This is a genomic window from Halobellus sp., from assembly GCF_042218505.1.
GTDB lineage: Archaea > Halobacteriota > Halobacteria > Halobacteriales > Haloferacaceae > Haloquadratum.
This window is the reverse complement of sequence record NZ_JBDGQZ010000017.1, coordinates 118,878-145,360: the sequence shown is the minus strand read 5'-3', so window position 1 is coordinate 145,360 and position 26,483 is coordinate 118,878. Positions and strand designations below refer to the sequence as shown.

General features: G+C 64.0%; 27 protein-coding genes. 13 read left to right on the top strand and 14 right to left on the bottom strand.

From position 1 onward, the window contains the following. The first annotated feature begins 40 nt into the window (after positions 1–40). Positions 41–559 (top strand): hypothetical protein, encoded by a 519-nt coding sequence (locus ABEI27_RS05595; protein WP_375798421.1) that lies wholly within the window; start codon positions 41–43, stop codon positions 557–559. Positions 560–635: 76 nt separating this feature from the next. Beyond that, positions 636–2,561 carry a threonine--tRNA ligase gene (thrS, locus tag ABEI27_RS05590; RefSeq protein WP_375798420.1) on the top strand — a complete coding sequence of 642 codons (1,926 nt, stop codon included), beginning with the start codon at positions 636–638 and terminating at the stop codon, positions 2,559–2,561. Positions 2,562–2,706: 145 nt separating this feature from the next. On the opposite strand, the gene ABEI27_RS05585 is transcribed toward thrS, so the two are convergent. After that, a complete protein-coding gene (locus ABEI27_RS05585; protein WP_375798419.1) occupies positions 2,707–3,780 on the bottom strand; it encodes a DMT family transporter in 1,074 nt (357 codons plus the stop codon). 239 nt (positions 3,781–4,019) lie between these two features. On the opposite strand from ABEI27_RS05585, the gene hflX reads away from it, so the two are divergent. After that, positions 4,020–5,390 carry a GTPase HflX gene (gene hflX / locus ABEI27_RS05580; protein WP_375798418.1) on the top strand — a complete coding sequence of 457 codons (1,371 nt, stop codon included), beginning with the start codon at positions 4,020–4,022 and terminating at the stop codon, positions 5,388–5,390. A gap of 66 nt (positions 5,391–5,456) precedes the next feature. Here hflX and moaC read toward each other — a convergent pair whose 3' ends face one another. Further along, entirely contained in the window at positions 5,457–6,011 is a 555-nt protein-coding gene (gene moaC, locus ABEI27_RS05575) for a cyclic pyranopterin monophosphate synthase MoaC (RefSeq protein ID WP_375798417.1), read from the bottom strand. Further along, positions 6,008–7,444: an NAD(P)H-hydrate dehydratase gene (locus ABEI27_RS05570; protein ID WP_375798416.1), complete on the bottom strand. Its 1,437-nt coding sequence runs from the start codon at positions 7,442–7,444 to the stop codon at positions 6,008–6,010. The genes moaC and ABEI27_RS05570 overlap by 4 nt, the downstream gene beginning before the upstream one ends. A 140-nt stretch (positions 7,445–7,584) precedes the next feature. Here ABEI27_RS05570 and ABEI27_RS05565 point away from each other — a divergent pair, with 140 nt between their 5' ends. Together ABEI27_RS05565 and ABEI27_RS05560 are read left to right on the top strand one after the other, a co-directional pair. Further along, a complete protein-coding gene (locus ABEI27_RS05565) occupies positions 7,585–7,947 on the top strand; it encodes an ArsR/SmtB family transcription factor (RefSeq protein ID WP_375798415.1) in 363 nt (120 codons plus the stop codon). Between the two features lie 112 nt (positions 7,948–8,059). After that, entirely contained in the window at positions 8,060–10,456 is a 2,397-nt protein-coding gene (locus ABEI27_RS05560; RefSeq protein WP_375798414.1) for an ATP-dependent DNA helicase, read from the top strand. Positions 10,457–10,462: 6 nt separating this feature from the next. Here ABEI27_RS05560 and ABEI27_RS05555 read toward each other — a convergent pair whose 3' ends face one another. After that, positions 10,463–10,645 (bottom strand): hypothetical protein, encoded by a 183-nt coding sequence (locus ABEI27_RS05555; protein WP_375798413.1) that lies wholly within the window; start codon positions 10,643–10,645, stop codon positions 10,463–10,465. A 154-nt stretch (positions 10,646–10,799) separates the two neighbouring features. Here ABEI27_RS05555 and ABEI27_RS05550 point away from each other — a divergent pair, with 154 nt between their 5' ends. After that, entirely contained in the window at positions 10,800–11,027 is a 228-nt protein-coding gene (locus tag ABEI27_RS05550; RefSeq protein WP_375798412.1) for a hypothetical protein, read from the top strand. Positions 11,028–11,072: 45 nt separating this feature from the next. Here ABEI27_RS05550 and ABEI27_RS05545 read toward each other — a convergent pair whose 3' ends face one another. The 7 genes from ABEI27_RS05545 to ABEI27_RS05515 are packed head-to-tail and all read right to left on the bottom strand — an operon-like array spanning position 11,073 to position 18,485. Then, positions 11,073–12,191: a CheF family chemotaxis protein gene (locus ABEI27_RS05545; RefSeq protein WP_375798411.1), complete on the bottom strand. Its 1,119-nt coding sequence runs from the start codon at positions 12,189–12,191 to the stop codon at positions 11,073–11,075. Further along, on the bottom strand, positions 12,188–13,960 hold the full coding sequence (gene flaJ, locus ABEI27_RS05540; RefSeq protein WP_375798410.1) for an archaellar assembly protein FlaJ: 1,773 nt from the start codon (positions 13,958–13,960) through the stop codon (positions 12,188–12,190). Before flaJ ends, ABEI27_RS05545 begins: the two co-directional genes overlap by 4 nt. Positions 13,961–13,997: 37 nt before the next feature. After that, entirely contained in the window at positions 13,998–15,668 is a 1,671-nt protein-coding gene (locus tag ABEI27_RS05535; protein WP_375798409.1) for a type II/IV secretion system ATPase subunit, read from the bottom strand. Beyond that, positions 15,668–16,420, bottom strand: coding sequence for an ATPase domain-containing protein (locus ABEI27_RS05530; protein ID WP_375798408.1), 753 nt, complete (start codon positions 16,418–16,420; stop codon positions 15,668–15,670). Before ABEI27_RS05530 ends, ABEI27_RS05535 begins: the two co-directional genes overlap by 1 nt. A gap of 3 nt (positions 16,421–16,423) precedes the next feature. Next, complete coding sequence (locus tag ABEI27_RS05525; protein WP_375798407.1) at positions 16,424–16,873, bottom strand: flagellar protein G; 450 nt, start codon at positions 16,871–16,873, stop codon at positions 16,424–16,426. Further along, positions 16,874–17,317 (bottom strand): fla cluster protein FlaF, encoded by a 444-nt coding sequence (locus ABEI27_RS05520; RefSeq protein WP_375798406.1) that lies wholly within the window; start codon positions 17,315–17,317, stop codon positions 16,874–16,876. Further along, entirely contained in the window at positions 17,301–18,485 is a 1,185-nt protein-coding gene (locus ABEI27_RS05515) for a FlaD/FlaE family flagellar protein (protein WP_375798405.1), read from the bottom strand. The genes ABEI27_RS05520 and ABEI27_RS05515 overlap by 17 nt, the downstream gene beginning before the upstream one ends. A gap of 24 nt (positions 18,486–18,509) precedes the next feature. Here ABEI27_RS05515 and ABEI27_RS05510 point away from each other — a divergent pair, with 24 nt between their 5' ends. The 6 genes from ABEI27_RS05510 to ABEI27_RS05485 all read left to right on the top strand — a co-directional run bounded on the left by ABEI27_RS05510 (position 18,510) and on the right by ABEI27_RS05485 (position 23,988). Next, a complete protein-coding gene (locus ABEI27_RS05510) occupies positions 18,510–19,739 on the top strand; it encodes a chemotaxis protein CheC (RefSeq protein WP_375798404.1) in 1,230 nt (409 codons plus the stop codon). A gap of 81 nt (positions 19,740–19,820) precedes the next feature. Continuing rightward, complete coding sequence (locus ABEI27_RS05505) at positions 19,821–20,366, top strand: chemotaxis protein CheD (RefSeq protein WP_375798403.1); 546 nt, start codon at positions 19,821–19,823, stop codon at positions 20,364–20,366. A gap of 105 nt (positions 20,367–20,471) precedes the next feature. Continuing rightward, positions 20,472–21,413, top strand: coding sequence for a FlaD/FlaE family flagellar protein (locus tag ABEI27_RS05500; RefSeq protein WP_375798402.1), 942 nt, complete (start codon positions 20,472–20,474; stop codon positions 21,411–21,413). A 65-nt stretch (positions 21,414–21,478) separates the two neighbouring features. Further along, a complete protein-coding gene (locus tag ABEI27_RS05495) occupies positions 21,479–22,561 on the top strand; it encodes a hypothetical protein (RefSeq protein ID WP_375798401.1) in 1,083 nt (360 codons plus the stop codon). Between the two features lie 76 nt (positions 22,562–22,637). Further along, positions 22,638–23,075, top strand: a complete 438-nt coding sequence (locus ABEI27_RS05490; RefSeq protein ID WP_375798400.1) for a universal stress protein — start codon at positions 22,638–22,640, stop codon at positions 23,073–23,075. 109 nt (positions 23,076–23,184) lie between these two features. After that, entirely contained in the window at positions 23,185–23,988 is an 804-nt protein-coding gene (locus ABEI27_RS05485; protein WP_375798399.1) for an RIO1 family regulatory kinase/ATPase, read from the top strand. Positions 23,989–24,214: 226 nt separating this feature from the next. Here ABEI27_RS05485 and ABEI27_RS05480 read toward each other — a convergent pair whose 3' ends face one another. The 3 genes from ABEI27_RS05480 to ABEI27_RS05470 all read right to left on the bottom strand — a co-directional run bounded on the left by ABEI27_RS05480 (position 24,215) and on the right by ABEI27_RS05470 (position 25,199). Next, positions 24,215–24,646, bottom strand: a complete 432-nt coding sequence (locus tag ABEI27_RS05480) for an SRPBCC family protein (protein WP_375798398.1) — start codon at positions 24,644–24,646, stop codon at positions 24,215–24,217. Between the two features lie 80 nt (positions 24,647–24,726). Further along, positions 24,727–24,951, bottom strand: a complete 225-nt coding sequence (locus ABEI27_RS05475) for a hypothetical protein (protein WP_375798397.1) — start codon at positions 24,949–24,951, stop codon at positions 24,727–24,729. Positions 24,952–25,007: 56 nt separating this feature from the next. After that, positions 25,008–25,199 (bottom strand): hypothetical protein, encoded by a 192-nt coding sequence (locus ABEI27_RS05470; protein ID WP_375798396.1) that lies wholly within the window; start codon positions 25,197–25,199, stop codon positions 25,008–25,010. A gap of 90 nt (positions 25,200–25,289) precedes the next feature. On the opposite strand from ABEI27_RS05470, the gene ABEI27_RS05465 reads away from it, so the two are divergent. Then, on the top strand, positions 25,290–26,480 hold the full coding sequence (locus tag ABEI27_RS05465) for an LEA type 2 family protein (RefSeq protein ID WP_375798395.1): 1,191 nt from the start codon (positions 25,290–25,292) through the stop codon (positions 26,478–26,480). The last annotated feature ends 3 nt before the right edge of the window (positions 26,481–26,483 follow it).

The window sequence follows — 26,483 nt, the reverse complement described above, 5'->3', positions numbered from 1 at the left end:
CACAAGGCCCTTATCGCCCACTGCTGTCTATCGGTCCGTGATGCGACGAGTCCGAATCGGCGTCATCGTCCTCGTGATTCTGGTGCTTACAGCCGGCTGTCTGGGCGGGACGCAATCGGAGACTCCCGGATCGGCGACGTCGACCCCGACGGCCACCGTCGTTTCTGGGTCCCCGACGCCGACGCCCGATCCGACGCCGGGCGAGACCGACACGGACGAGTGGATGTCGACCGAACGGGCCGCCGAGATCCCCGACGGCGACAAGGTCGTCTCCGTCGAAAACCGATGGAACCGGAGCGTTGAGATCCGGATCCGCGTCGTCCGCGAGGCCACGAACGAAACCGTCTACGACGAGACGGCGACGTTCGAACCGGGCGCGGACCGCGAGGTGTACTCGCTCGCCGACGCCGATCCGGACGGCATCGAGTCCTTCCGCGTGATCGCGACCGCTCGCAACACGACCGAGAGCGTCACCGTCGAGACCAATACGTGTTACGGCAACGTCTACGTCGAGATCACTGACGACGGCGAACTCTACCCATACTACGCCATCTGTTGATCGTCCACGGGCGCCACTGAACGGCGGAGCACACGACTCGAAAACACTTATTCGTGCGCTCGCACTCCCAACGCGTATGAGCGAAATCGTTGTCAGCCTCCCCGACGGATCGGAACTCGCCGTCGCGGAGGACGCGACCGTGGCTGACGTCGCCTACGAGATCGGGCCCGGACTGGGACGCGACACGGTCGCGGGCGTCGTCGACGGCGAACTTGTCGACAAAGCCGATCCCGTCCACGACGGCGCGGAGGTCGTCATCGTGACCGACCAGAGCGACAAGTACCTCCGCGTCCTGCGGCACTCGGCGGCACACGTGTTCGCACAGGCACTCCAGCGACTGTATCCGGAGGCGAAACTGGCCATCGGGCCACCGACTGACGAGGGCTTCTACTACGACGTCGCGAACGTCGACCTCGACGCTGACGATCTCGAAGAGATCGAGGTCGAGATGGAGGAGATCGTCCAGGAAGACCTGCCGATCGAACGGGAACTTCGCCCCCGAGCGGAGGCGATCGAAACCTACGACAACAACGAGTACAAACGAGCGATTCTCCAGGAAGAGGCCGCCGGGGAGGATCCCGTTTCGTTCTACGCCCAGGGTGACTTCGAGGATCTCTGTCAGGGTCCACACGTCGAGTCGACCGGCGATATCGGCGCGGTGACGCTACTCAACATCTCCTCGGCGTACTGGCGCGGCGACGAGGACAACGAGACGCTGACGCGGGTGTACGGGACCGCTTTCGAGTCCGAATCCGACCTCGAAGAGTACCTCTCGCTGCGGGAAGAGGCCAAAGAGCGGGACCACCGGAAACTCGGACAGGAACTCGATCTGTTCTCGATTCCCGACGTCACGGGCCCCGGACTGCCGCTGTATCACCCGAACGGCAAGAAGATCCTCAACGAACTCTCCGCGTACGCGCGTGACCTCAACCTCGACGCCGGGTACGACCCCGTCGAGACGCCGCACCTGTTCCGGACGGAACTGTGGAAGAAGTCGGGCCACTACGACAACTACGTCGACGATATGTTCCTGATGGACGTCAACGACGAGGAGTACGGCCTGAAGCCGATGAACTGTCCGGGGCACGCGACGATCTTCGATCAGAAGTCGTGGTCCTACCGAGAACTGCCCGTCCGGTACTTCGAGAACGGCAAGGTCTACCGGAAAGAACAGCGCGGGGAACTCTCGGGGCTTTCGCGCGTGTGGTCGTTCACTATCGACGACGGCCACCTGTTCTGCCGACCCGCACAGATCGAACAGGAGGTCAATCAGGTGATGGACGCGATCTACGAGGTGCTGGACACCTTCGACCTGAGTGCCCACGTCGCGCTCGCCACCCGACCCGAGAAGTCCGTCGGTGGCGACGAGATCTGGGAGCAAGCCGAGTCCCAACTCCGCTCGGTACTTGAGAACCAGGGGATCGACTACGATCTCGAACCCGGCGACGGCGCGTTCTACGGCCCGAAGATCGACTTCGCCTTCGAGGATGCGCTGGGCAGAAAGTGGGACGGTCCGACCGTCCAACTCGACTTCAATATGCCGGAGCGATTCGGACTCACCTACACCGGCCAGGACAACGAAGACCACCGCCCGGTGATGATCCATCGCGCGCTGTACGGCTCCTACGAGCGGTTCTTTATGGTTCTCATCGAGCACTTCGATGGGAAGTTCCCGCTGTGGCTCGCGCCCGAGCAGGTCCGGATTCTGCCGATCAGCGACGACCAACTCGGTTACGCACACCGCGTGAAGACTCAACTCGGCGACTTCCGCGTCGAGGTCGAGGACCGGTCGTGGACGCTGGGTCGCAAGATCCGCGATGCGCAGGAGGACCGTGTGCCGTATATGATCATCGTCGGCGGCGACGAGGAAGAAGCGGGGACCATCTCGGTCCGTGACCGCAAGGAGCGCGAGCGCGGCGACGTCGACGTCGAGACGTTCCGGGCGCATCTCGAATCCGAGTACGAACAAAAGCGGATCGAACCCGACTTCATCGGCGAGTAAGGTCTGACGGCCGCTCTCTCAGTGACTCAACCGAGCGGAATCAGCGCAACCCCGAGCAGAACCGACCAGATACACTCTGAACGGGACTGCTCAGATTCGTTCTACAAAGAACTGACCAGATCCGTCCGCGCTCGACCTGCACCGATCAGTCGGCGTCGTGCCCGTAGTCCGCGCCGGCGGTTTCGTCATCGTACACGGCGTCAGTGCCGAGTTTGACCCTGACCGATCGGCCGCCCCTGCGACCGAGCAGTCGTGGGAAGCGCTTTCGGAGGCGGTATCGCAGACTATCCGGGTGGAAACTCACCGGTCCGATTGTCTGCCGGACGAGTTTACGCTCGATCATCACGAATCCCGTGAAAATGGCGAGGAAGCCGACGACCGTCTCCGGCGTGACGGCCTGCCCGAACACCGCCCACCCCGCGAGCGCGGCGACAATCGGCTGGAAGTATCCGACGAGGTTGGTCTCACTGGGGCCGATGCGTCCGTGGAGCGCGAAGTACAGGAGGAACCCAATCACGCCCGAAAAGACCGTCAGGTAGGCCAGCGCCAGGGCGGCCGTCGGCGTCCAGGTGACCGTCGTGATCGGCTCACCACGAGCGAGTGAGGCGCCGACGAGTATGCCGGCGCCGAACAGCATCGCCCAGGCCTGCATCGACACGTCCGCGAGCGTGGTTCGGAGCGGCGTTGAGAGGACGGCCCCGAACGCGAACGTCGCGGCCGCGCCGAACAGCACGGCGATGCCGGTGGCGTCCGCACCGAGCAGATTCGACAGGTCGAGGTCGGCGACGACGGCGACGCCGACGAGTCCAAGCAGGAAGCCGCCGACAGCAGTCAACTCGAGCGTGTCCTCAAGCAGCGCGGCGGCGAAGACGGCAGTCAGGATCGGCGAGAGGCTGACCACGACGGCCGCCACGGGTCCGGAAACGAACGTCTGGCCGATGTAGAGCAGGGCGTGATAGCCCGCGACGAGGAGGCCGCCGACGACGGCCACGTTCAGCCATTCGGTCAGCCCGTGGGGGCGGATGCGGTCGGTCGTCATCGCGGCGTACGCTAGCACGAGCACACCGGCGAGGGCGTAGCGAATCGCCGCGAAGAACAGTGGCGGCACAGTTTCCAGTCCAACTTCGATCGCCACGAACGACAGCCCCCAGATGGTCGCGAGGGCGACGAAAAGGAGGGCGTCGGGTGAGATAAATCGAGAAGTATCGCGTCGAATCATCAAGTTATCTTTTCTAAAGGCTGGAGTGATTTAAACTTATCTACAAAGTAATTATTAGCAACCGTTTAAAATACAGGTCTTGGCCGAAATATTGAATTAGCTGTGGGAATTTCTTCGTCCGCGGACAACTGCTCTAGCCGTTCGGCCTCATACACGGCGGGTAGCGTTCAAGTGCATTGACTGCCTATTGACCGAGAGACAGTGCAGGTGACAGATATCGCGGCTTCCACGGGGTGCAAATGACCGACGAGGGTCCGGTCGTCGTCGCCAAACGAGTCGACACCGGCGACAGCGCGGATCTGACAGAGATATCGGAGCTCGCCGGGGCGGCGGGCTACGAGGTCATCGCGACACTATCGCAGTCACGCAAAGAGGACGCCGCCTACCACTTCGGCGAGGGCAAAGTCGAGGAACTCGCCGCGCTCGTCACCGAGACCGGAGCGCAGGCCATCATCGTCGACAACCGACTCGGTCCGTATCAGACCTACAACATCGGGGGAAAACTCCCCGAGGGCGTCGAGGTAATTGACCGATTCACGCTCATCCTCGAAATCTTCGGTCAGCGGGCGAACACCCGCAAGGCCCAGTTGCAGGTCGAACTCGCGGAGTTGCGCTACGAACTCCCGCGCGCAGAGGCGAAGACTTCGCTGGCGAAGCGTGACGAACGACCCGGGTTTATGGGACTCGGTGAGTACGACGAGAGCCGTGAGCAGGATATCAAGGCCCAGATCTCCCGAATCAAACAGGAACTGGACGCCATCGCGGACAAAGAAGAGACCCGCCGCGAACAACGTCGGGAGTCGGGGTTCGATCTGGTCGCGCTGGCGGGCTACACCAACGCGGGCAAGTCGACGCTGATGCGCCGACTCGCCGACGACCTCGACGTCGGCGAGAACGAGGACTTACATCCGGATCTCGACCCGACCGCCGAGTCCGAAGACCGGCTGTTCACCACGCTCGGGACGACGACGCGCCGCGCCGACACCGGCACGCGAGACGTGCTCTTGACGGACACGGTCGGGTTCATCTCGGACCTCCCCCACTGGCTCGTCGAGTCCTTCGAGTCCACGCTGGATTCGGTGTACCACGCCGACCTCGTGTTGCTCGTCGTGGACGCCTCAGAACCCATCGCGGAGATGCGCGAGAAGCTCGTCACCAGCCACGACACGCTCTACGAGCGCAACGAGGCCCCAATTGTCACCGTCCTCAACAAGATCGACCGCGTCGACGACACGGAACTCGACGCGAAGCGCGACGCGCTTGACGCGCTTGCACCCAACCCCATCTGCGTCTCGGGGCTCACCGGCGAGAACGTCGAGAAACTCACGGACAGAATCGAGGCGGAACTCCCTGACTGGCGCGAAGAGCGCCTCCTGCTTCCGCTGTCGGACGAGGCGATGAGTCTGGTCTCGTGGCTCTACGACCACGGACACGTCCAGGAAGAAGAGTACACCGGCGAGGAGGTCATCGTCGAGTTCACCGCCCGCCCCGCTATCGTCAAGCGCGCCCGGGCGAAGGCCGGGGACGTCCGCGCGGCTCAGGAGCCCTCGGAGGCCGCCGCGACCGGCTCGGATCCGATCGAATCGGAACCGGGCGTCGACGGCCGATAGTTCCGGGAGTGGGTGCTGGCTCGCGGTCGAGCCCGTCTCCGAGCGGGCACGCTCCCGATTCCGCACTCAGTCGTCGCCAGCAATCTCCTGTTTCTCCTTCCGCACGACGTGAACGTTCTCGATTCGTGTGTCCGGATACTGTCCCGATTCGGTCTTCTCAGCGGCCTTGACCATATCCCAGACGACGTTCAGTCCGGTCGTGACGCCTTCCAGGGCCTCCATCTCACAGCCCGTCTTCCCGGTCGTTTCGACGATGACCGTGAGCACGATGCGGTCCTCGCGCACATCAAAGTCGGTGTCCACGTTCGTGATCGGGATCTGGTGGCACATCGGGATCGTCTCCCAGGTGTGCTTGACGGCCTGGACTGAACCCACACGGGCGGTGGCAAGGACGTCGCCCTTCCCGACCTCGCTGTCGCGGATCGCGCCGATCGTCGACTCGGTCAGGCGGATCGTCCCCCGCGCCACTGCCCGGCGGTTCGTGTCGGGCTTCGCGCCGACGTCGACCATCTGGACGTCGCCGGTCTCGTCGACGTGTGTCAGTTCCGTGCCGTCGTCGGCCACGGATTCCCGGGAGCTCGAGCCCGAATCCTCAGCGTTCGCCCTCTCGTCGCCGCTCATCGGTCTCCCTCCCGGAGCGCCGCAGGTAGCCGATCGACCAGGTCCGATGCCACCAGTCCGTACCCGTTGTCGTCGACTGCGGCGTCGCCCGCGCGCCCGTTTGCGTACGCGGCGACGGCCGCCGCCTCGAAGGGAGAGCGGACACACGCCAGCGCACCGGCCGCTCCCGCGAGGACGTCGCCGGTGCCGCCGACAGTCATCCCGGGATTCCCGGTCCGATTCACGCGCCGGTCGTCGCCGTCGGCGACCACGTCGTAGGCCCCCTTCACGAGGAGGACGTGACCGAGGTCGGCGGCGAACTCCGCAACGAGGTCGGCCCGCGCTCGCCAGTCATCGGCGGTTTCGCCGCCCATCTGCTGCAGTTCGCCCTGATGCGGCGTGCAGAGCAGCGTCGCGTCCGTCTCCACCTCCGGGACGACCTGGAGCGCGTCCGCGTCGACGATGGCGGTCCCGTCGTACGCCGAAAGGAAGTCGCCGACGGCGGCGAGCGTCTCCGCGTGGCTGCCGAGTCCGGGGCCGACCACGACCGCGTCGTGATCGGCTGCCAGAGACAGTACTCTGTCTACGTCCGCGGGCGTGAGACGCGTTCCATCGTACGGTCGGAGGATGTGGTTCTCGCTGTAACCCTGCACCTCGGAGGCGATCGACTCGGGACAGGCGACGCGGACGAGATCCGCGCCGGCTCTGAGGGCTGCGTGTGCGGCCAGTGCCGGCGCGCCGCTGTAGGGGCCGCCGCCTACGACGAGTACCTCGCCGAAGTCGCCCTTGTGGCTCTGTTCGGGTCGGCCCAGCGCGAGCAGGTCCCCGGGGCCGGTGAACCGCTCGGCGGCTTGGGGGATCCCGATCTCCGCGACGGTCACGTCGGCGTCGACAGACGCCAGTCCGGGCTTGTCGTCGTGAAACGTCACGACGTGGTCGGCGTCGACCGAGCGACCGGCGGCTTCTCCCGTATCGGCATCGACGCCGGAGGGCACGTCGACCGCGAGGACGGTCGCATCGGCGCGGTTGATCGCCTCGGCCGCGGTCGCCTCAGGCTCTCTGAGTTCGCCGGTGACTCCGGTGCCGAGCATCGCATCGACGACGATCTCCGGATCACCGAGTGCGATGTCGGCGGAGTCGGTCACAGTTTTCGCGTCGCACTCGGCGGCTTCGAGCGCGGTCCAGTTCTCGCGAGCGATCTCTGTCGCAATAGTTTCGGGCCGGCCGAGCAGGTGGACGGTCAGGTCGTATCCGTCCAGGAACCGGGCTGCGACGAGCGCGTCACCGCCGTTGTTGCCGCGTCCCGCGACGACGGCGATGGACGCCCCCGGGTCGGCCAATCGTCGAACCGCCCTCGCCACTGCGTTCCCGCTCGACTCCATCAACTGTTTGCGGGGCACGCCGAGCGCCTCGGCGTTGCGATCCACCGCGGCCATCCGTTCGCTCGTGATCATCGACAGCAGATCGGACCGAAACAGCCTAAAAAGCGACGGGTGGCCGGCGACTGCCGCAGCGTGATCGATCCGATCACGCGTGAGCGGACGTGTGTAAGAAATACGAAACGTTTAGGTCGGAGAACCCGATATGGATTGATATGTCGGGGTTATTGCCGTCCGAGACACAAAGCGAGGACGTCGAGGGCGTCGAAAACGTCCGGGTCCTCCCAATCGAAGACGAGGAGGCAGCGCGCCTGCTCAACTGTCTCTCCTCCGACACGGCCCGCTCGACGCTCTCGGCCCTCCACGACGATGCATCGACTGCCTCGGAACTCGCTGACGCCGTCGGCACGTCGCTGCAGAACGTCCGACACCACCTCCAGAACCTCCGCGACGCCGACTTGGTCCACGTGGTCGGCACGCGCCCATCGGTGAAAGGCCGGGAGATGAACGTGTACGCGCCCACGCGCGAATCACTTGTTGTTTGTGTGGGCGAGTCGTCGGCGACCGATCGTTCGTAGCCCACGGCTGACCCCCTCTCCCTCCGCCGCGGTATCGACTCTCAGTCGCTTCGCCGATAGTCGCGCAACCGAGGCTTCAAATACGAGGCCGGGACCACTCACCGACACCGATATGAACGCGGCGCAGCGACTCGATGACGTGAGTTGGCAGGCGGTCTTCGGCCACGACGAGCCATATCCAGAACAAGCCGACGGCATCGACGCCGCAATCGAGGCCGCTGCCGACGACGGTTTTCTCGTCGTTGAGGGCGCGTGCGGCACCGGCAAAACGATGCTCGCACTCACCGCTGGGGTCGACCGCGTCCGCGACCCCGACTCGACGTACGAGCGCGTCGTCGTGTTGACGAGCGTGAAACAGCAACTCCGGCAGTTCGAGGCGGATCTCCAGACGATCAACGGCAACCTCCCCGAAGACTGGCGACCCGTCTCGGGCCTGACGCTGGTTGGCAAGGCCGATGTCTGTCCCTACAGTCGCGCGAACGTGGCTGGCATCGACGACGAGACCGTGTACGATCGCTGTGAGGGGCTCCGCGACCGAACCCGGAACCTCGTCGGCGAGGACGGCGCTACCTCGGCCGGCGCGCTCGTCTCTGAGGCCCGCAGCACACAGACGGGCCTCCTCGATTCGGGGGCGACCGACGGCCCGGCGTACCTCTCTGCGGCCGGCGAACCGACGCCGTACCTCCCCGAGACTGCCGACTACGAAGACACCGAGTACTGTCCGTTCTACGCCACCTTCCTCGACGACCTGCCCGAAGACGGCGACCCGATCGAGGCGGTCCCGTTCGACCTGACCGACCGCGGACACGTCGATACGGCGGAACTCATCCAACTGAGCGCCGGCTACGGTACGTGCCCGCACTCGGTGATGGGGGCGGTCCTCCCGCACGTCGAGGTCGTGCTCGGAAACTACTACCACGCCTTCGACCCGCAGACGGTGGGGTCGTTCACCGGCGCGCTCGTCGACGAGGAGACGTTCGTCGTCTGCGACGAGGCCCATATGCTCGAACCGCGCGTCCGCGACCTGGTGAGCGATGGCGTTGGAATGGAGACGCTTCGAGACGCAGAACAGGAACTGACGCGGGTGATCCAACCCATCGCGTTCGAGCAGTCGGCGTCGGAATCGACGTCAACGGGGTCGGAGAACGCCGACGCGGAGTTGATCAGGGCGGAACTCGGCGACGCGGATGTGACTCTCTCGGAACTCCGCGAGGTCAGAACGTTCGTCTCGGACCTCCGCTCGGAGATCGATCGGCGCGTAAAAGCCCACCTCGACCGGGCGCTTCCGGACTGGCGGGCGGACCTCACGCGACTGGACGACGACGAACTCCCGCTCCGTGACCCCGAGGACCCTGCGGTCGACGAACTGACTGAGTGGGCCGCAGACGCCGGCTACGACAAGGGAACCTGGATACGCGCCGAAGCCGTCGGTGCGATCGTCGCCCGGATCCTGAACGAGGCCGAAGACGAGGACGTCCGCCGCGCGGCCCCCGCCGCCGGGCGCGCGCTGGCGAACTGGGCCCGGACCGACCACGTGTCGTACTTCCGCGAGATCGAACTGTCGCGCACCTGGGATGAGTCCGAGCGGGAGAACGCCTGGCGGCGCGCGTACAACGCCCGCTTGGCGCTTCACAACTGCGTGCCTGGCGAGGCGATCGCCGAGCGACTTGGGGAGTTCGGCGGCGGCGTGTTGATGTCGGCCACGCTGGAACCGATGGACATCTTCCGCGAAGTGACGGGCCTCGACGCGCTCGCCGCGGCCGGCCGCCCGATCGAAGAGCGGACGTACGGGCTGTCGTTCCCCGAGTCCAACCGGGCGTCTTTCGCAGTCGACGTCCCGAAGTTCACTCACGAGAACCGCGGCGGACGCGGGGAGTCGAACCCGACGCGTCGGGCACACGTCGACGCCGTCGCCGACATCTCGCGCTCACCGGGGAACGTCCTCGTGGGGATGCCGAACTACGCCGAGGCGGCGTGGATGGCAGAGTCGCTCCGCGCGGAACTCGACCGGCCGGTCCTCTTAGACGAGTCCTCGGGCGACGACGAGACGGAGGCGCTCAAAGCCGAGTTCTTCGGCGGCGAACCGAAGGTGCTGGTGACGAGTCTCCGGGGAACTCTCACGGAGGGCGTCGACTACCGGGGCGACCGCCTCGCCGCGGCCGCCGTCTGCGGCGTCCCGCTCATCGACACGTCGAGTCCACGGACCCGAGCGCTCCGGACCGCATACGACCGCCGGTTCGGTTCCGACGGGCAGTCGGGTCGCAGCGGATTCGAGACCGCACTCACGGTGCCCGCGATCCGGAAGGCGCGGCAGGCCATCGGGCGCGTCATCCGTGGGCCCGAGGAAGTCGGGATCCGCGCGCTCGTCGACGCTCGTTACGCCCGCGCGTCGTGGGACAGCGTTCGCGAGTATCTCCCGGAAGCAGAACGCGAGGAGTTCGGCCCGGTCAGTCCGGATCTGCTCGGCTACGGCGTCGAGCAGTTCTGGTCGGCCGCCGATTCGGAGTAACGATCGCTACTGGCCGTGTGCGGCCCGACACTCCTCAGAACAGAAGTGTTTCGAGCTGACATTCCCGCCTTCGACCCAGGTGACGACGCGGTGCGTCGGCGACTGGACAATCTTCTCTCCGCAGTTCACGCACTCGGGGGCGTCGGCTTCGTCGACGTCTTCACCAAGGTCCGAAGTCGGGTCTACCATCTCTCAGATTCGTTGGCGCGCCGGCACACTTGAGACTGTCGAACGAACGTGACATATCGGAGGCAACGCGCTGTCAGCACTCCGATCGGTGTGAGCCTCCAGCAACAGTAGCGGTTTAATATCGTCGGCGACGTTGCTTGGACTGTGGACTGAGATGTCCGACGCTTCACGAAACCCGGGAAACCGTGCTTCGACGGCGAGAGACGAACGCGACGCCGCGGCGGGCGACCGTCGGTTCGAACTCCGGAGCGTGGTCGTTCGGTACGAGCACCAACCCGACCGGTGTACGGTCTATCCGCGCCGGGAGAGTTGCTGTGACCGGATGGAGGCGTGGCTCGTTGCGGACGTCGACGCCTTCGTGTCACTCGACGAGTTGCGATAACGCGTAACGAGCCACTGCTCAACCCGAGCGGGCGTTCGCCTCCGCTCAGATATTGACGTCCTCGATCTCCTCGTTGACGATGAACCGTCCCTGTGGCGTGAGGTCGACTGGCGTCTCCTCGTCGGTGATGAGGTCGTCCTCGTGAAGCGACTCCAACCGGGCGTCGAGTTCGGCGCTGTCGATGTCGAGCAACGAGGCGAGGTCGATCTCTTCGCCCGTCGAATACAGTCCCACGAGGACCTCCAGTTCGTGTTCTTCGACGTCGACGTCGCGAACGTCGCTCTTGATCCAGTGATAGATCAAGCGGAGGTAGCGCCCCAGAATGTTCATCATCCGCCGCGAAGTCATCGAAATCTCGGAGGTGACGGTCTGGCCGTTCTCGACGTGCTGGACAGACAGCACCAGGAGTGTCTCGTTGTCGTTGGTGCTCCGCTCCATCACCTCGAAGAAGATGACCGACGCGAGGTCGATCGAAAACGGCTCCTCCTGGTCGGTTTTGATGTTGCCGCCGGTGAACGTCACCGACTCGTAATCGAGGTGGAGCCCGGTCTTCCGCGTCGGCGTATCCATCACTCGACCGCCGACCTTCGCGGGGTGCGTGACCAGCGCGGTCGAGCCGTTGAGAGTCGCGCGGAAGAGCAACAGCGAGAACTTCTCGATCAGTTCCCGATCGCTGCCGATGACCGTCGTCCGGCGGTAGTCGCCGTCGACGTACCCCACCATCACCGTGTAGTCGAAGAACTCCTCGACTTCTGGGGGCACCTGTCCGACTGCGATGTCGAAGATCGACGCGATCGGAACGGTCGTCCTCGTCTTCGAGGTCGCGAGAACGAGCCGCCGCTCGCTCATCAGCACCCGGCCCTTCACCGGATCGAACGCTGCGTCGCCGCCGGCGACGAAGTTCGCGACGAAGTCGACGATGATCGACTCGTCGTCGCCGGCTTTCGGCCGCGTTTCCGACGCCGAGTTCCCGCTCGACTGCGACTTCGAGCCACCAGTACGCTTCCCCGAGCCGGAACCGGACCGCCCTTCGCCGCCGTTCTGCTTCCGGTAGGCTTCGAGGACCTCCGACCGCTGCTCGGCGGCGTCCTCGTGTTCGGTCGTGCTGTCGGGTCGCCCGTCGCCCTCCTTCTCACCTCGGTCGCCGGATCCAGCGGCCGTCATACGCTGATCAGCCCCCCGGCGAGATACGAGGTCAGGACCGCGCTGCCACAGCCGATCCAGACCAGCACGACGAAGTGCAGGTACGCGTTCGTCTTGTGACCCCCGTCGACCATCCGGATCATCAGCGACGACAACACGCCGTTGAACAGGATGATGAGAGAGAGGAGATACTCGATGAGCGGGATGTCGTAGACGCCGGCGTAGATGAGTTTCCCGAACTCGAGTTGTTCGAGGTTAAGGTTCGTCGAGAACGTGGCGAGAATCTCGACGACCTCCAGGCCGATAAAGAAGGCGAACGCCGACGACGCGGTGATCCCGTAGAGGACACCGATCAGCGTCACCGTGGCCTGTTGACGCTGCCGGCGGAGCTTGATGACTTCGTTCATATTGCTCGAGATGAGTTCGCCGAGTTGCTTCGGCGTCCCACCCATCTGGCGGCCGACCAGATACATCTCGGAGAACTTCTGGATGAGATACGAACTGGTCTCCGCGCTAAAGAAGTACCACGACCGATCGGGGGCGACCCGCATATTGAGGCGGACGTACAGCCGGTTGATCTCCCGGGACAGCGCCCCGAAGTCCTTCTCGCGGAGCGTCTCGAGGACGGATCGGGTCGTGGACTGCTTCGCGCTCTCGGAGGCCCCGAGCGCGCGGATGAAGCCCGGATACTCCTCGTCACGCTCTTTGACCCCGTTCTCGTGGTGTCTGGCCACCAGACCGGGGACGGCGAGCGGCGTCACCGGAATGGCGATCAACAGCGGAATTGGCGTATCGAGCATCACCTGCTGGACCGACTGTCCGATCGGCGTCCAGCCCACCGTGCCGAGGGCCAACACGCAGATGAATGCCATACTCAGCGCCACGGAACCGTAGAGCGCGATGTCGATCTGTCGGTCCTTCTTCGTCCGGTACTCGTCCTGCTGGTACCACAGCGGATCGTACGGCGACATCGTTCGAATCACGAAGTAGAAGCCTAACTGGACGAACACGAACAGCACGATGACGGCCGCGATCGTCATCGTCGCGTTGGTCCCCGTCAGGATCGGGAGGACGATCGCGTTGATAATGGCGAACGTCATCGAGAGAATCATCGAGAGGTAGAGGTCTTTCATCACCTCGAGGTTGCCGAGAGCGCCCTCATAGACGGTGATGTACTTCTGGATCATCGTCTCCTGTTCGCCGAGGAGGAAGTCGTCCAGGCTCTGGCCGGCGTTCAGCGAGTACGCCAGTCGATCGAGGAAGTCACCGAGTTCTTTCGACGGAACGAGACGGGCCCGGCGTCGGAGCGCGTCGTCGAGCGACTGGTTCCACGTGTCGACGAGTTCGGTGATCCGTCGCATCTCCACGGCGAGTTCACCGTACTCCTCCTCGCGCCCGAGTTGTCTGAACACGGCCACTCGGTCGATGTTCGTCGTCGACAACACGGTCAGGTGCGTGATCACGAGATGCAGTTGGTTCTCCAGGCCGCGGCGCTGTTGTTCGACGAGCAGCCGCGGGTACAGCAGCCCTGCGAGTAGCATCAGGAGTCCGAGCAGGAAGATCGGTATCCGGACCAACACCGGCAGCGGGAGCGCGACCGCGCCTACGACGCTGAGGATGAACAGGAACACTGTCGGAAAGAGCACGCTGATCGCGTACTTCCGATTCCTCATCGGCATCCGCTCGTAGGAGTCGAGCACCGACGAGACGAAGTTCCGGACCTGATCCCGCTGTGCGCCGATCCCCACGTTCGATTCCGGGCCCGGTGCCGAGTCGTTGGTCTCGCTCATCGGCTCACCTCTGTTGGCCGTGACTCCTGGCTGTGGGTCATCCTTCGATCCTCGTCATATCGAACGGGAGGCCTTCCGTGCCGTCACGCTGGAAGTCCTGAATGAGCTCGTTGGTCTCGTGGTATCCGACGATGTTCTCCTGAATCGCCCGCCGGATGATCTCCGTTCGGAACTCGATGTCCTCGTAGATCTGTCGGGTGTCGTCGTACCCAAGCAGCGTGGCGATCTTTTCTTCCATAATGAAGGAGTTGTTCCGACCCTGGAAGACGATCTCGTCCTCGACGGGGTCCCAGTAGAACGCCTCCCGGGTGACGACGCCGCCCATCTCCTTGGAGTACCCTTCGATCTCCTGCACCGAGGTCACCCGCCGGAGCGTTTCGTTGCCCCGCTTCACACGGTTCTGGAACAGCGCAATGTCACAGTTCGACATAAACGTCTCCGGGACGTTGATCGGATCGCCGGTGAACCGCTGGATCATCGAGACGATGTCCGACGCGTGGAACGTCAGCATCACCGGGTGGCCCGTCTGGGCCGCCTGGAACGCCATTCGTCCCTCCTCACCACGAACCTCCCCTACGATGATGTAGTCGGGACGCGACCGCAGTGCCGCGGCGACCAGGTCGAACATATCGACCTCCGAATCCGCGCCACGACCCTCACGGGTCAGGAGTTGTTGCCAGGTGTCGTGTGGGGGCAGCACCTCGGCGGTATCCTCCGCGGTGTAGATCTTCGAGTCTCGCGGAATGAACGAGGTGATCGCGTTCAGCGTCGTGGTCTTCCCGGACGCGGTCTCCCCGACGACGAACACCGTCCGCTCGTTCTCCAGGGCGATCCAGAGGTACGCCGCTAACTCCGGCGAGAGCGTCCCCCACTTCGCGATCTGGAACACTGAGAGCGGTACGTCGTCGCCCTGACGGATCGTGAGCGACGACCCCTTCAGCGACACGTCGTCGGAGTAGATGATGTTGATACGCGACCCGTCCGGCAGCGTCGAGTCCACGATCGGGTGCGCGTCCGAAACGGGGTCACCGATCCGTTCGCCCATATTCCGAAGCCAGTTGTCGAACTGGTCGGCGGAGTCGAACTCGACGGTGGTCTCCAAGAGTCCGAACTCGCCGTGGTCGACGTCGACCTGGCGGGGCCCGATGACGTGAATGTCCTCGTTCGCCGGGTCACGCATAATCGGCTCCAACGGGCCGAGGCCGACGATGTCGCGGACGAGTCGGTACTGTACCTTATCGTACGTCTCCTCAGTCACTTCGAGCGGGCCAAGTTCGAGTCGCTGGACCAGTTCGTTCAATCGGCCGTTGTTCGCGCCTTCGAGCGTGACGATCTCCTCGAGCAGCTCCTTGATCCGCTCTTCGTACTCGGTGTCCTCGGCAGGAGCCGGCTTCTCGACCGACCGTTCGAGGAGTTTGTCCTTGACCTGGCCGAAGAGGTCGTGCTCGTCGTCGTCGAGTTCCGGTTCGATGGTGTAGTACTTCGTCGTCTCGCCGAAGTTGCCGTAGACCTGACAGTAGACCGGCCCGCCCAGGTGGTAGATGATGTTCGGCCGTCGCGATTCGTAGCCGTCCGGTTCGTCGACGAGCATCGGGAACTCGCCGGTAATCTGTCGAAAGCGTTTGAGATGATCGCGGAGGTGTCCCCACTTCTGGGCGTGGCGTTTCAGTTCGTTGTCGATGCTCGCAGAGCCGTGCTCGGTCGCCATCAGGCGACACTCCTGGACTCGATGACGATTCCGATGCCCGACCGGACCGAAAAGCCGATGCGGTCACCTACCTGCTGGCCCATCCCGGCGAAGCGCTTCACGAAGACGTTCCGGCGGACGTCGTTGCCGACCTCGACCATCTCGAGTTGCAAATAAACGTCGGCGATCGATCTGAACGGGCCGATCGCTTCGTCGTCGACCGTCGAGGGGTCGACGGTCAGTACGATTGTCTTCCCCTTCGTGGTGAGTTCGCGGAAGAACGAGATGATCTCCAATGCGGCCTGTCGCTCCTCGTTCTGCCTGACGAGCGCCTCGAACTTGGGATCGTTCCGGAGAATGGCGTCGAACGTATCGACGATGATGACGTCGCCCTCCCACATCGTCTCGGCCTCCATCATCCGCCGGAGGAGTTGCTTCCGCTCGTCGTCCTCGTCGCTGCCGGTCAGCGCTCCTGAGGCGTCGATCTCCGCTGGAATGAAGAGGATCTGCTCGTCGAGCATCGGTTTGACCACGTCGTAAGTCAGCGAGTGCATCTGATCCAGGAATCCGCGGACGCCGAGTTCCGTCGAAATAAGCGTAGTCACGACGCCTTCCTGCGTCATTCCGTAGGTGAAGCGCTGTGAGAGGACGCTCTTGCCGGCCCCGTAATCGCCCTCGATGAGGACGATCGATCCTTTGGGGATGCCCCCGCCGAGTTCTTTTTCGAGACGATCGTGATTTTTCAGGCCGAGCGAGTATTGATTCGTTCCCATAGATCAGACATTGAATCGGAAGCTCTCTTCGTCGCCGTCGACGGTCAGGGTGACCCGGTGGTCGCCGCTGCCGAGGTTCGAGTCGCCGATATCGACCCGCACGACGTCGTGGGGCGCCCAGGAGTTCGGGTCGCTACCGTCGACGGTCGTGACTGTGACGTTCGTCCGGTACTGTGCGTCCACGATGACGTCGAACGTCTCCGCCGTCGCCGGGATCGATCGCCTCCCCGTGTTCTTGACGTACAACGTGATGTTTGCGCCGTCGTAGACGTTCCCGTCGGCACTGCTGATGACTTCGATATCGGTCCTGATGTTCTCCGCCACATCCGCACCCTGGTCGTCGAGCGCGCCGCTGATGCCGGTCACCGTGTCGATCAGGACCCCGGAAACGCCTGCGGCGACGACGATGCTCGCGATGAACAGGATCAGACTCGGGACGGAGACGTCGGCCATCTAACTCACCACCTCCACCGTCGAGTTACTGGCGGCGATGCCGTTCTCTGCGACGAGCTTGACGTCCTCAGGCGGAGAGGTGTTGGTGACGTTCAACGTCAGCGTCTGGCCCGCCGCCCAGACATCGGTCTGAAAGTCGCCGTCGACCGACGTGGTGTCCGGGAAGACGTGGGAGTTGTTGACCAGGAGGCTCGTCCCCTCGACCGAGAGGGTCGTCGTGCCGGTATTGTTGACTTCGATCGAGAGGTTGCTACTCGACTCATCGTAGAGCACGCTCGTCACGTCGATGGCGGTGTTTCGGCGGTCGAGCAGCTCTTCGGACTCCCCGTCGCGGGCCTCGCTGATCTGCTCTACGTTCCCCGCCGCAGCCGTGTAGAACGTTCCCGAGGCGATCAGGATCCCCAGGAAAATAATAGCGGTCGAACCGCTAACGCCGAATCCCACGTGCACCACCTCCGAGCGCTGACAACTCTTCGAGGAGCCGTGCCTCGCTGACGTCGCCAGCGAGCCGACTGATGTACGTCAGGCTCTCTCTGTGGTGTTCGGCTCGCAGATCCTGCGGCCGTTCGGTCTCGCCGGCGGTAGCGGCGTTGCGGACGTGCTCACACATCGTTCGCTCGACGTTGCGGGTGATCCACCCGAGCGAGCGGTACTGGCGCAGGGCGCGAGCCGCGCCGATCGCACCGCCGACGTCGACGAGGAACCGCGTCCACTCCAGGGCGACCGACTCTGCCGTGTACCGCGCCGGCAGTTCCGCCAGATACGCGTCGGTGTCGGCAGGCGCGTCGTGTTGCGTCGTGGGTTCGGGTTCAGCCGTAGAGCCACCAGCGTCTGCTTCGGAGTGGGCGTGAGAGGACTCGGACGCGTCGGCGGTGCCATTCGTGGCTTCCGTTCCGGTCTCCTCGACCGCGTCCTCGAGGTCGTCCTCGAACAGGGAGTCGTCGGCGTCCATCTCTCCGGTGACGTCCATCCCGTCGAGTGTGTCGGTCTCCTCCTCGGCCGTCAGTTCACCGTCCTCCGTATCGTCCGCTTCGTCGCCGTCGTCTTCGAGGCCGTCGCCGACGTGATCCTGCATCTCGTCGAACTCCGCTTCCTCGGCCGCCGCTTCGGCCTCCTCCATCTCGTCCCAGCCCTCGTTCTCCTCGTAGTCGGACTTCAGTTCGTCGAAACTGGCCCCGCCGCCGGTGCCGTTGGTCTCCGCCTCGCCGTCGTCCTCGTCGAGCGCTTCGGCGGAGTCTATCCGCTCTTCGTCGGCGAGTTCGTCCTCCGCAGCGAGTTCGGCCTCGTCCGCTGCGGCGTCGAGGTCGCCGAAGTCCTCGTCGAAGAACGATTCGGCGTCCGCGCTGGCGACATCCGAGTCGAGGCTCTCTTCGGTCTCTTCTTCCATCTCGAAGAGACCGAACGCGCCGTCGCCCTCCAGCCCGCCCATCTCCCGCGCGTCGTCGACGAAGGGGTTGATGCCGCGCGTCACCATCTCGTAGATGTCGAGCAGTTTCCGGACGGTCTCGTCGAGTTCCTCGACGGTCTCACCGATCTGCTTGTTCTCCTCGCGGACGGTGTTCATCTCCGAGGTGGTCGAGCCGTTCCAGAAGCCCAACGTGCTGCAAGCCATCGACGACGTCGTCGGCGTCGAAGCATGAACCTCGACATCCAGTCGCTTCGGACGTTCAGCGACCTCGCCCACTCGGGAGCCGAAGAGGCGGCCGGATCGCTCACGACACTCACCGGGTTCGACGCGCGCGTCGCCGTCACCAAGATCGAAATGGCGACTCGATCCGACGTGGAACGGGAGTTCCGCGAGGGCGACCTCGTCACGGTTCACATCGGGTTTTCTGGGGCGATCGCCGGACACACGATCCTCGCGTTCGACCGCGAGCGTGCCGTCGAACTCGTGGACGCGCTCGTTCCCGGTGCCTCAGAGAACCCCGAGAGCGAACTGGCGACGAGCGGGCTGAAGGAACTGGGCAACATAATGCTCGGGGGGTTCATCGACGGCTGGGCGGACTTCCTCGGTGAAGGGATCGACATCACGACTCCGACGTACGTGGAGCTCGACGCCGATCGATCACTGGAGGACGTCGTCACGCACGAGGGGAGCAGCCGGGTCGACGCCGACAGTGCGGACCTCAGAACCCAACTCGACGCCGGGCACGTGTTGTCGTTCCGGAACCAGCTCGAGACCATCAGTCAAGAGGCGGGTTTCTACATCTATATGCTTCCCACCCACGACTCCGTCGAGACCATCGTGGACGCCGCCGGCAAAAGTGACGAGACGATCCCCGTCGAGACGTTCACCTCGTTCTCCGAGATGATCACCGAGGGCGCAGGTCAGGCCTCCCAGGACCTGACGGCGATGACCGGGATCGACACCACCGTCGACGTGAGCCGACTGAGTTTCGTCCCCGTCGAGGGCGTTCCGATGGAGTTGACCGACGAGGCGAGACGGGGCGTCGTCCTCGAATTCAGCGGGACCCCGTCGGGCTACATCGCGATCCTGTTCGACCACGACTCGGCCGAAAGCGTCGCAGACGCACTGATGCCCGGAATGGACTCCGACCCTGCGATGCGGCAGAGTGCCATCCAGGAGATCGGTAACATCGTCACCTCTGGCTTCCTCGACGGGTGGGCGAACGCGCTTGAGACGACAATCGAAATCTCGCCCCCGACCCACGTAGACGACATCGCCTCCGCCATCGTCGATCCGCTCGTGACCGAACTGGCGCGAACGCAGGACTACGCGTTCCTCATCGATTCGGCAATCGTTACGCCCGACGAGACGTTCACGTGCGACATCTACGCGCTGCCGGACGAACGCGAACTGCGTGCAGCGTTTGATCAACTCGCGCCCGAACAGCAGGCAAACTAAGATCCGCGTGTCTCGCCTCACTCCACTGCGCGCGCGATCATCTGAGCTGCCGCGTGCGCAACGCGCTCTCCGAGAAAGCCAATGAAGGTATACACCTCTGACCAATCGAGCGAGCGATCGACGTCCGAACGCGTCAAAGTCGGCGTCGCCGACTACGCTGTCACGGAGTCGGGCGCCGAACTCGTGACCAGTGGGCTCGGTTCCTGCGTCGGCATCGCGCTCGTCGACCCGGTCGCCGGCGTCGCGGGACTGGCTCACGCGATGTTGCCCGCGGCGAGCGACGGCCGGAGCCAGACCGATGGCGGTGGCCCCGGCCCGTCGGTGAACGAGGCGAAGTACGTGGATACCGCCGTCGGCGGGCTCTTACGCGAGATGGTAGCGGCCGGTGCGGACCGATCTCGCATCGAGGCGCGGATCGCCGGTGGGAGCGCGATGTTCGAGTTCAACGCGGGTGACGGCGCTGTCGGCCAGCGGAACGTCACGGCCACAAAAGCGGTCCTCGCGGAACACGGCATTCCGATCATCGCCACCGACGTTGGTGGCGATCACGGCCGGTCGCTCTCGTTCGACGTCTCCAGTGGCACCCTCTCGGTGCGGCGGGCACACGGCGACACGCGCGACCTGTAGACCCGTTCTCTCGATTGATAACTCAAGGGGCACGTTTATGCCCGGGCTCTCGGTTGGTGCTGGTAAGACCGAGCGGCGGGCGTACGCCGCGAGTACCCCAGGCCAATGACCATCGATCCCGACGACTACGATCTCCGAGAACTCAGGCGCATTGCCGACCAACGACGGAAGGAACAGAACGAAGACGGAGCCACGCGAGAGGGAGACGACTCCTGCCCGAGGCCGAGTGGACGACGCCGGCGCGGCCGGCGCAACGGCCGCAACACCGACCGTCGTGACAGCGATGGACACCGGCGAGACGGCCGTCACCGAAACGGTCGGGCGGATGACGAAGAGGAGGGGCGACGGCACGTGGGTTCCAGCGGTCGCCGGTACGACGGGCAGGCGGACGACGACCGTCGGAACGGGAGCGACGACGAGATATCTGTCCGTCCGCGTGAAGACGTCTCACCGCCGCGTCGCGGCCGATCCGCTCACGCCGATGCTCACGCCGACGTCGTGCGGGCAGACCGGATCGCGAGCGATCTTGGCTTGGGCGGCGTCGAGAGCCACTCGTGGGGACGAGGTGAGAGTCGCCGTCGTCCCGACCCGGGATACGCCGACGGTCGTCCGCGCTCTCTGAACGGGGGCTACGACACTGCCGACGACGTCGGGCGCTTCCAGTTCGACACGGAGGTCCGCGAGCGCCCCCGCGGACGGGCCGGCGAGGCGCTCCGACAGAACCAGTTGGAGCAGTTGTTGGTCCGAGAGACGGCCTCGGTCGGCAGCCTAGACAAACCCTACCTCTCGTCGCTTCCCGACGCGTACGCGGCTGAACGGATCGTCTTCGATTGGCTGGAGTTCCTCGCTCTCAAGGGCGGCTACAAACGGACGATGGATGCGATCCGGTATTATCACACTGTCGACTGGCTGACCGAGGACGTCGAGACCGAACTCCAAGACTACCTGGTCGGCTTCTCCGGGGAGGTCACAAATACCTCGGAGTTCGACGTCGATGACCACCACCTGAGTCTGGTCTACATCGCTCGTCTGGCGTCGATGGAGTGACGCCTCCCTGATCTGTCAATATCCATACCAACAGGATTTTTTATTCGTTTGGTGTCGGTTCTCGTATGGCAGACGAGGAGGCAGACGAGACAGATGAGCAGGCAGGCGATGAGGCAGACGAAGCCGTCGATTCGGGACCGACCCCCGTCGGCGTCAAACTCGGGAGCACGCGAACCGTTCTCCAGTACGTTCGGGATGGTGAACTCAACACTGTCCGGACGTTGACGTGTCTGGCGACGTTCGAGGATGCGCTCACCGGCGAGGAGAAGGTCCTCTTCGGCGAACAGGCTGCCCGGGAGTATCCCGATACGGTGGAGTATATGCTGCGCTCGGGGCTTCCCGAAGACGACGATAGCGCCACACTCGCCTCGAAGTTCTTCAACGAGGTCGTTGCGAGCGAACATCTCGATGCCAACAGCGCGGTCGTCTACGCGATTCCGACCATCGACAACGAACCCGGCCTAGCGAACCTCAACCGCGTGATCGAGGAGAGTCCCGTGGGCAACGCGCTGGTTCGGAGCTTCCCGGAGTCACTCTGTGGAGCGATCCCGGCGTTCGGCGACGACCTCGAAGCCATTGACGAGGTGTTCGCTGCGATCAATATGGGCTCGACCAACCTCGAAGCCTCCGCATACCGTCACGGCGAACAACTCTCGCCGTTCGTCTCGGGTGCGGTCACCGGCAACGAGGTCGACCGTCGGATCGCTAATGCGGTCGAAGAGGAGACGCAGGGCCGCGTCAACGTCGATCTGACGACCGCTCGTGAGTACAAAGAGGAGCACGCCGACTTCGACGACTTCCAGCCGTTCACCGACGTCATCCAGCAACCCGGCGGCGGCGCTCACGAGTTCACGATCGAGCGCTCGGTGATGGAACCCCTCTCAGACTACGTCGACGACGCCGTCGACGAGGTCGCCAACAACTTCCTCGCACAGTTGGCGAACGATCATATGAAGCCCTACCAACTCGCGCTCTCGAAGCCCATCGTCCCCACCGGGGGTATGGCCTGCATCCCCGGTATCGTCGACGTCTTCGAGGATCGACTCTCTGATGAACTCGACCGGGAGATAGACTGTATCGCCGCAGAGCGGCCGGACCTCGCTCCTGCAGAAGGCGCGCGTCGGATCGCCGAACGACTCACGGCGTGACGCGCCGAGCCGGCTCGGTTCCCGCTCGATGAGAGCCACCCGAACGCCATAGTCACTCCACTACCTCGGTTCAGATATGTACGAACGCATCCTCGTTCCCACAGACGGTAGCGATTGCGCAGACAACGCAGTCGATCACGCGATCGACATTGCGGCCCAGTACGACGCCGAACTGTGTGTGCTCTCGGTCGTTGACACCCGCGATATGAGCCACAGCGCCCCCGCGATCAGTCCACAGCAGGTCGAACAGACGCTGCGAGAACGCGCGGAATCGGTTGTCGAAGCGGTGGCCGAGCGCGCGACTGACGCGGGCCTCGAAGCCGTCACGGCGGTCGAACCCGGCGTCCCCGACGACGTCGTGGTCGAGTACGCTATCGACCACGACTGTGACCTCGTCGTGATGGGAACGCACGGTCGCACCGGTCTGGAACGGTACCTCCTCGGCAGCGTGACCGAGCGGACGGTCCGGCGGTCGAGCGTCCCCGTACTGACGGTCCGTGGGACCGACGACTGAGCGCGCCCCGGTGAGTTATTTTTCGAGACCCACCCTCGAAGAGTCGGCACCAAGATTCGACTGTGGCGGTGAGGACGATATATATAGGCTTCAGCGCCAACAGTGCTGTATGGAACTGCGCCGCCTCCTTCGCGGACGTGTCGAGTGGTCGCGGCTGGAGGCCGTCGTTCGCGAGATCCGCGATCGGTACGACCGAGAGGCGGCACACGTGCGGTTTCTCGACGCGGACAACTGGCTGTCGACGCCGATGGTGATCGACGATCGGTGGTTCGTGAAAGTGATCTCTCGGCAGAACTCCGTGGTCCACGCGGTCTTTACCACGGGACGGAACCTCGGGGCGTTCTCCTCAGGTACTGAGGGTTTCTTCGAGCATTTCGCTGATCCCGTCGAGATGGCCGAGCACGAACTCGAGGCGACAGAGCGGATGCAGGAGATCGGGCTCAACGCCCCCGAACCCATCGAGGCGTTCGAGGTCGACGGACTCGGCGTGCTGGTGCTCGAATATCTCTCGGCGTTCCGGACGCTTGACGAACTCGACGAAGCGGCCGAAGCGGACCTGGCCCCCGCGCTGTTCGAGGCGCTTGCGAGGATGCACGACAACGACCTGCTCCACGGTGATCTCCGCGCGGAAAACGTCCTCATTTGCGACGGCGAGATCTATTTCATCGACGCGACGAACGTTCGCGAGGACGGCTCGCAGGACGCGAAATCCTACGACATCGCCTGTGCGCTCGGCGCGCTTGAACCGCTGATCGGTGGGAAACGGACCGTCGAAGCCGCCACAACAGCCTTTCGGCCGGACGAACTGCTGGCCGCTGCACGCTTTCTTGACTTCGTCAATATCCGTCCGGACCACGACTTCGATGCGGCCGTGATCCAGGGCGAGATCGAAAAGCGAGCGTCGTCGCCGTAACTGATCAGTCGGTCCAAACGAAGGCGAAGGCGAGAGCGGAGCGTACAGTCACTCCCCCTCCGGGGTGAGGGAGCGCTGAACGCGGTGGGCCGCAGCGGACCCCGAACACTGCGGCAGTGTGTGGCGGGTGTGTGCCGACTTCGACGAGAAAAGCGTCGGTCGTCGGCAACAGATGATAATGCGGGATCATCAATAAACCCTCCGGGATAGGTCGTCGGTGAAACGGCTATGGGTCAGTCTCGACAGACTGCCTGAGTTCCCGTTGGAGGTTCCCTAGCTCCGTATCGAGGTTGCGTTTGAAGAATCCCTCGACGCCAGGAACGCGGCCGTCGACGACGAACTCGTTCACTAGTCGCGCCCCCATCGCGGTCGGTTCGATCGTATGTTCGCCGGTTACACGCAGCACCGACGACTTCCCGACGAACTTGACGTGTTTCGGTGGGTCGCGGGTCACGTCCTCGGTCTCGACACGCGCGGTCGAACTAATGAGCGGGATCGGCAGTTTCACGTGCCACGTCGCCGATCCGGTCGACTCGTCGACTTCGTATCGCTCGACGACGCTGATGGCCTCAGCCCGCTTGCCAGGATCGGCGATGAAATCCCACACGGCTTCTGGTGAGGCTTCGAACTCGAAAACCCGCCGAACGCGAACCGTCATACTGTTGGGTGGGAGCCAGAGAGCAAAAAGCCCCTGAATCCACGTGACACCACGGGAGCAATTCGGTTCACGCAGCGGGCTCAGCTCTGTGTGACGCGCCAGGTGGTCGACCGGGCTCGGCCCCACTTCTCGATGTCGACGTCCTCGGATTTCTCGGCCAACCGCGGTAGTCGGACGCCCACTTGCTTGGCAGAGAGTCCGATCGCGTCGGCGATGTTCTTCGCCCGGAAGTATCGCTCACCGGCGGCGACGCTCTCGCGGAGGTAGGTGACGATCTGTCGCTCCTCCTCGGTGAACTCACTCATCGTATGTTATCTACGGACGGTCCGTTCTTAAGCCTCTCGTCCATTTCGGCGCGCCCTCATCCGAAGAGGTGCGTCGCCGACACCGACAGAGACGCTGCAACAGTAGCAACCAGAAAGCCGACCGCAGCGATGAGTTGGTCGCCGGTCAGTCCAGCGACGAACATCCCGACGACCCCCAGGAGTGCGATGATCGCAAAGAGAACAGTCAGGCCGAAGCCCTTGTCCGAAGCGGCGGAAGCGGTCTCCATACCGAAGCGTCGCTCGGTCCCGACTTAGTTCATACGACTTGGGGGTCACGTCATCAGGATATTTACCTCTCGACCGATTCCTGCGGGACGATGCCGACGCTATCGCTCTTCGGTCGGATCCGATCGCTGGTCGTCGTTCTCCTCCTCGGCGGACTCATCGTCGGGGGCGCATTCGCCGTGGGCGTCATCGGCGCGCCCAGCGTGGCCGGCGTCGAGAACCGATTCGGTCCGGTGAACGAGACGACGACGGTCGTCGAGACGAACCTCACCGTCTCGAACCCGAACCCCATCGGGGTCTCTCTGGGCGGTGTGACCGTCGGATACGACGTGTCGTTCAACGAGGTCACACTCGCCAGCGGTGTCGAAGACGGTGTCTCGGTCGGGACCGGGAACTCCACGCTGACGTTCCGGACGACCGCGCGCAACGAGCGAATCCCTCCGTGGTGGGTCTCACACGTCAGGAACGACGAGCGAACGACCGTGACCGTCGATGCGTCCGTCCGCTCGTCTACGCTCGGCCGGACGGCTGACCCGCCGAACGTGACGAGGGAAATCGAGACGGACCTGCTCTCGCAGTTCAACTCCACTGAGACCCGCTCGATCGACGCGAATCAGCCCCTCGTCTCGGATCCCGTGCTCTACGTCAACGAGACGACCGCACAGTGGGGAACCGTCAGCACCCAGCGGACGCCGATGAACCTCACCTTCGTCGTGTACAACCCGAAGCCGTACCCGATTGCCATCTCACAACTGGAATACGACGTCACGATGAACGAAATCGAAGTCGGTAACGGCACGACCGAGTCCGAGTACGTGATCCCGCCGAAATCGACGGAGACCGTCGAGGCGACCGTTACGATCCGGAACGATCGCATCGACGAGTGGTGGGTCACCCACCTGGAACGCAACCAGGTGACTGACTTGCGGATCGCGTTCGCTGCCCGACTCGAACTCAGCGACAGGAGCGTCCGAGTCCCACTGGACTCGCTCACCTACACTCGGAGAATCGAGACGGACATCTTCGGCACGAAGCCGAGCGATGGAAACGCCACAGGATCGTCGGGGACTTCGACGCCGACCGCCGAACCGGAGACGGAGCAACAGACTGATGAGGAGACCACTGAGACGGACGCGTCGACTACCGCGCCGACACCGACCGCGACGCCCGGTTCGACGGCGACCGATACGTCGGGGGCGGATGGCACGGCGACGACAGACGGCGGGACGGCGACTGACAGCGGGACCGGGACGACGACCGACGGTGGTCTGATCGAACTCTGATCC

What these genes read in the sequence shown, in the direction of transcription:
- thrS (WP_375798420.1), top strand. Translation starts at nt 636, where the DNA reads ATGAGCGAAATCGTTGTCAGCCTCCCCGACGGATCGGAACTCGCCGTC.
- ABEI27_RS05595 (WP_375798421.1), top strand. Translation starts at nt 41, where the DNA reads ATGCGACGAGTCCGAATCGGCGTCATCGTCCTCGTGATTCTGGTGCTT.
- ABEI27_RS05500 (WP_375798402.1), top strand. Translation starts at nt 20,472, where the DNA reads ATGACCATCGATCCCGACGACTACGATCTCCGAGAACTCAGGCGCATT.
- ABEI27_RS05495 (WP_375798401.1), top strand. Translation starts at nt 21,479, where the DNA reads ATGGCAGACGAGGAGGCAGACGAGACAGATGAGCAGGCAGGCGATGAG.
- ABEI27_RS05485 (WP_375798399.1), top strand. Translation starts at nt 23,185, where the DNA reads ATGGAACTGCGCCGCCTCCTTCGCGGACGTGTCGAGTGGTCGCGGCTG.
- ABEI27_RS05525 (WP_375798407.1), bottom strand. Translation starts at nt 16,873, where the DNA reads ATGGCCGACGTCTCCGTCCCGAGTCTGATCCTGTTCATCGCGAGCATC.
- ABEI27_RS05475 (WP_375798397.1), bottom strand. Translation starts at nt 24,951, where the DNA reads ATGAGTGAGTTCACCGAGGAGGAGCGACAGATCGTCACCTACCTCCGC.
- ABEI27_RS05530 (WP_375798408.1), bottom strand. Translation starts at nt 16,420, where the DNA reads ATGGGAACGAATCAATACTCGCTCGGCCTGAAAAATCACGATCGTCTC.
- ABEI27_RS05470 (WP_375798396.1), bottom strand. Translation starts at nt 25,199, where the DNA reads ATGGAGACCGCTTCCGCCGCTTCGGACAAGGGCTTCGGCCTGACTGTT.
- flaJ (WP_375798410.1), bottom strand. Translation starts at nt 13,960, where the DNA reads ATGAGCGAGACCAACGACTCGGCACCGGGCCCGGAATCGAACGTGGGG.
- moaC (WP_375798417.1), bottom strand. Translation starts at nt 6,011, where the DNA reads ATGAGCGGCGACGAGAGGGCGAACGCTGAGGATTCGGGCTCGAGCTCC.
- ABEI27_RS05505 (WP_375798403.1), top strand. Translation starts at nt 19,821, where the DNA reads ATGAAGGTATACACCTCTGACCAATCGAGCGAGCGATCGACGTCCGAA.
- ABEI27_RS05545 (WP_375798411.1), bottom strand. Translation starts at nt 12,191, where the DNA reads ATGACGGCCGCTGGATCCGGCGACCGAGGTGAGAAGGAGGGCGACGGG.
- ABEI27_RS05565 (WP_375798415.1), top strand. Translation starts at nt 7,585, where the DNA reads ATGTCGGGGTTATTGCCGTCCGAGACACAAAGCGAGGACGTCGAGGGC.
- ABEI27_RS05465 (WP_375798395.1), top strand. Translation starts at nt 25,290, where the DNA reads ATGCCGACGCTATCGCTCTTCGGTCGGATCCGATCGCTGGTCGTCGTT.
- ABEI27_RS05560 (WP_375798414.1), top strand. Translation starts at nt 8,060, where the DNA reads ATGAACGCGGCGCAGCGACTCGATGACGTGAGTTGGCAGGCGGTCTTC.
- ABEI27_RS05535 (WP_375798409.1), bottom strand. Translation starts at nt 15,668, where the DNA reads ATGGCGACCGAGCACGGCTCTGCGAGCATCGACAACGAACTGAAACGC.
- ABEI27_RS05550 (WP_375798412.1), top strand. Translation starts at nt 10,800, where the DNA reads ATGTCCGACGCTTCACGAAACCCGGGAAACCGTGCTTCGACGGCGAGA.
- ABEI27_RS05510 (WP_375798404.1), top strand. Translation starts at nt 18,510, where the DNA reads ATGAACCTCGACATCCAGTCGCTTCGGACGTTCAGCGACCTCGCCCAC.
- ABEI27_RS05555 (WP_375798413.1), bottom strand. Translation starts at nt 10,645, where the DNA reads ATGGTAGACCCGACTTCGGACCTTGGTGAAGACGTCGACGAAGCCGAC.
- ABEI27_RS05515 (WP_375798405.1), bottom strand. Translation starts at nt 18,485, where the DNA reads ATGGCTTGCAGCACGTTGGGCTTCTGGAACGGCTCGACCACCTCGGAG.
- hflX (WP_375798418.1), top strand. Translation starts at nt 4,020, where the DNA reads ATGACCGACGAGGGTCCGGTCGTCGTCGCCAAACGAGTCGACACCGGC.
- ABEI27_RS05480 (WP_375798398.1), bottom strand. Translation starts at nt 24,646, where the DNA reads ATGACGGTTCGCGTTCGGCGGGTTTTCGAGTTCGAAGCCTCACCAGAA.
- ABEI27_RS05570 (WP_375798416.1), bottom strand. Translation starts at nt 7,444, where the DNA reads ATGATCACGAGCGAACGGATGGCCGCGGTGGATCGCAACGCCGAGGCG.
- ABEI27_RS05585 (WP_375798419.1), bottom strand. Translation starts at nt 3,780, where the DNA reads ATGATTCGACGCGATACTTCTCGATTTATCTCACCCGACGCCCTCCTT.
- ABEI27_RS05490 (WP_375798400.1), top strand. Translation starts at nt 22,638, where the DNA reads ATGTACGAACGCATCCTCGTTCCCACAGACGGTAGCGATTGCGCAGAC.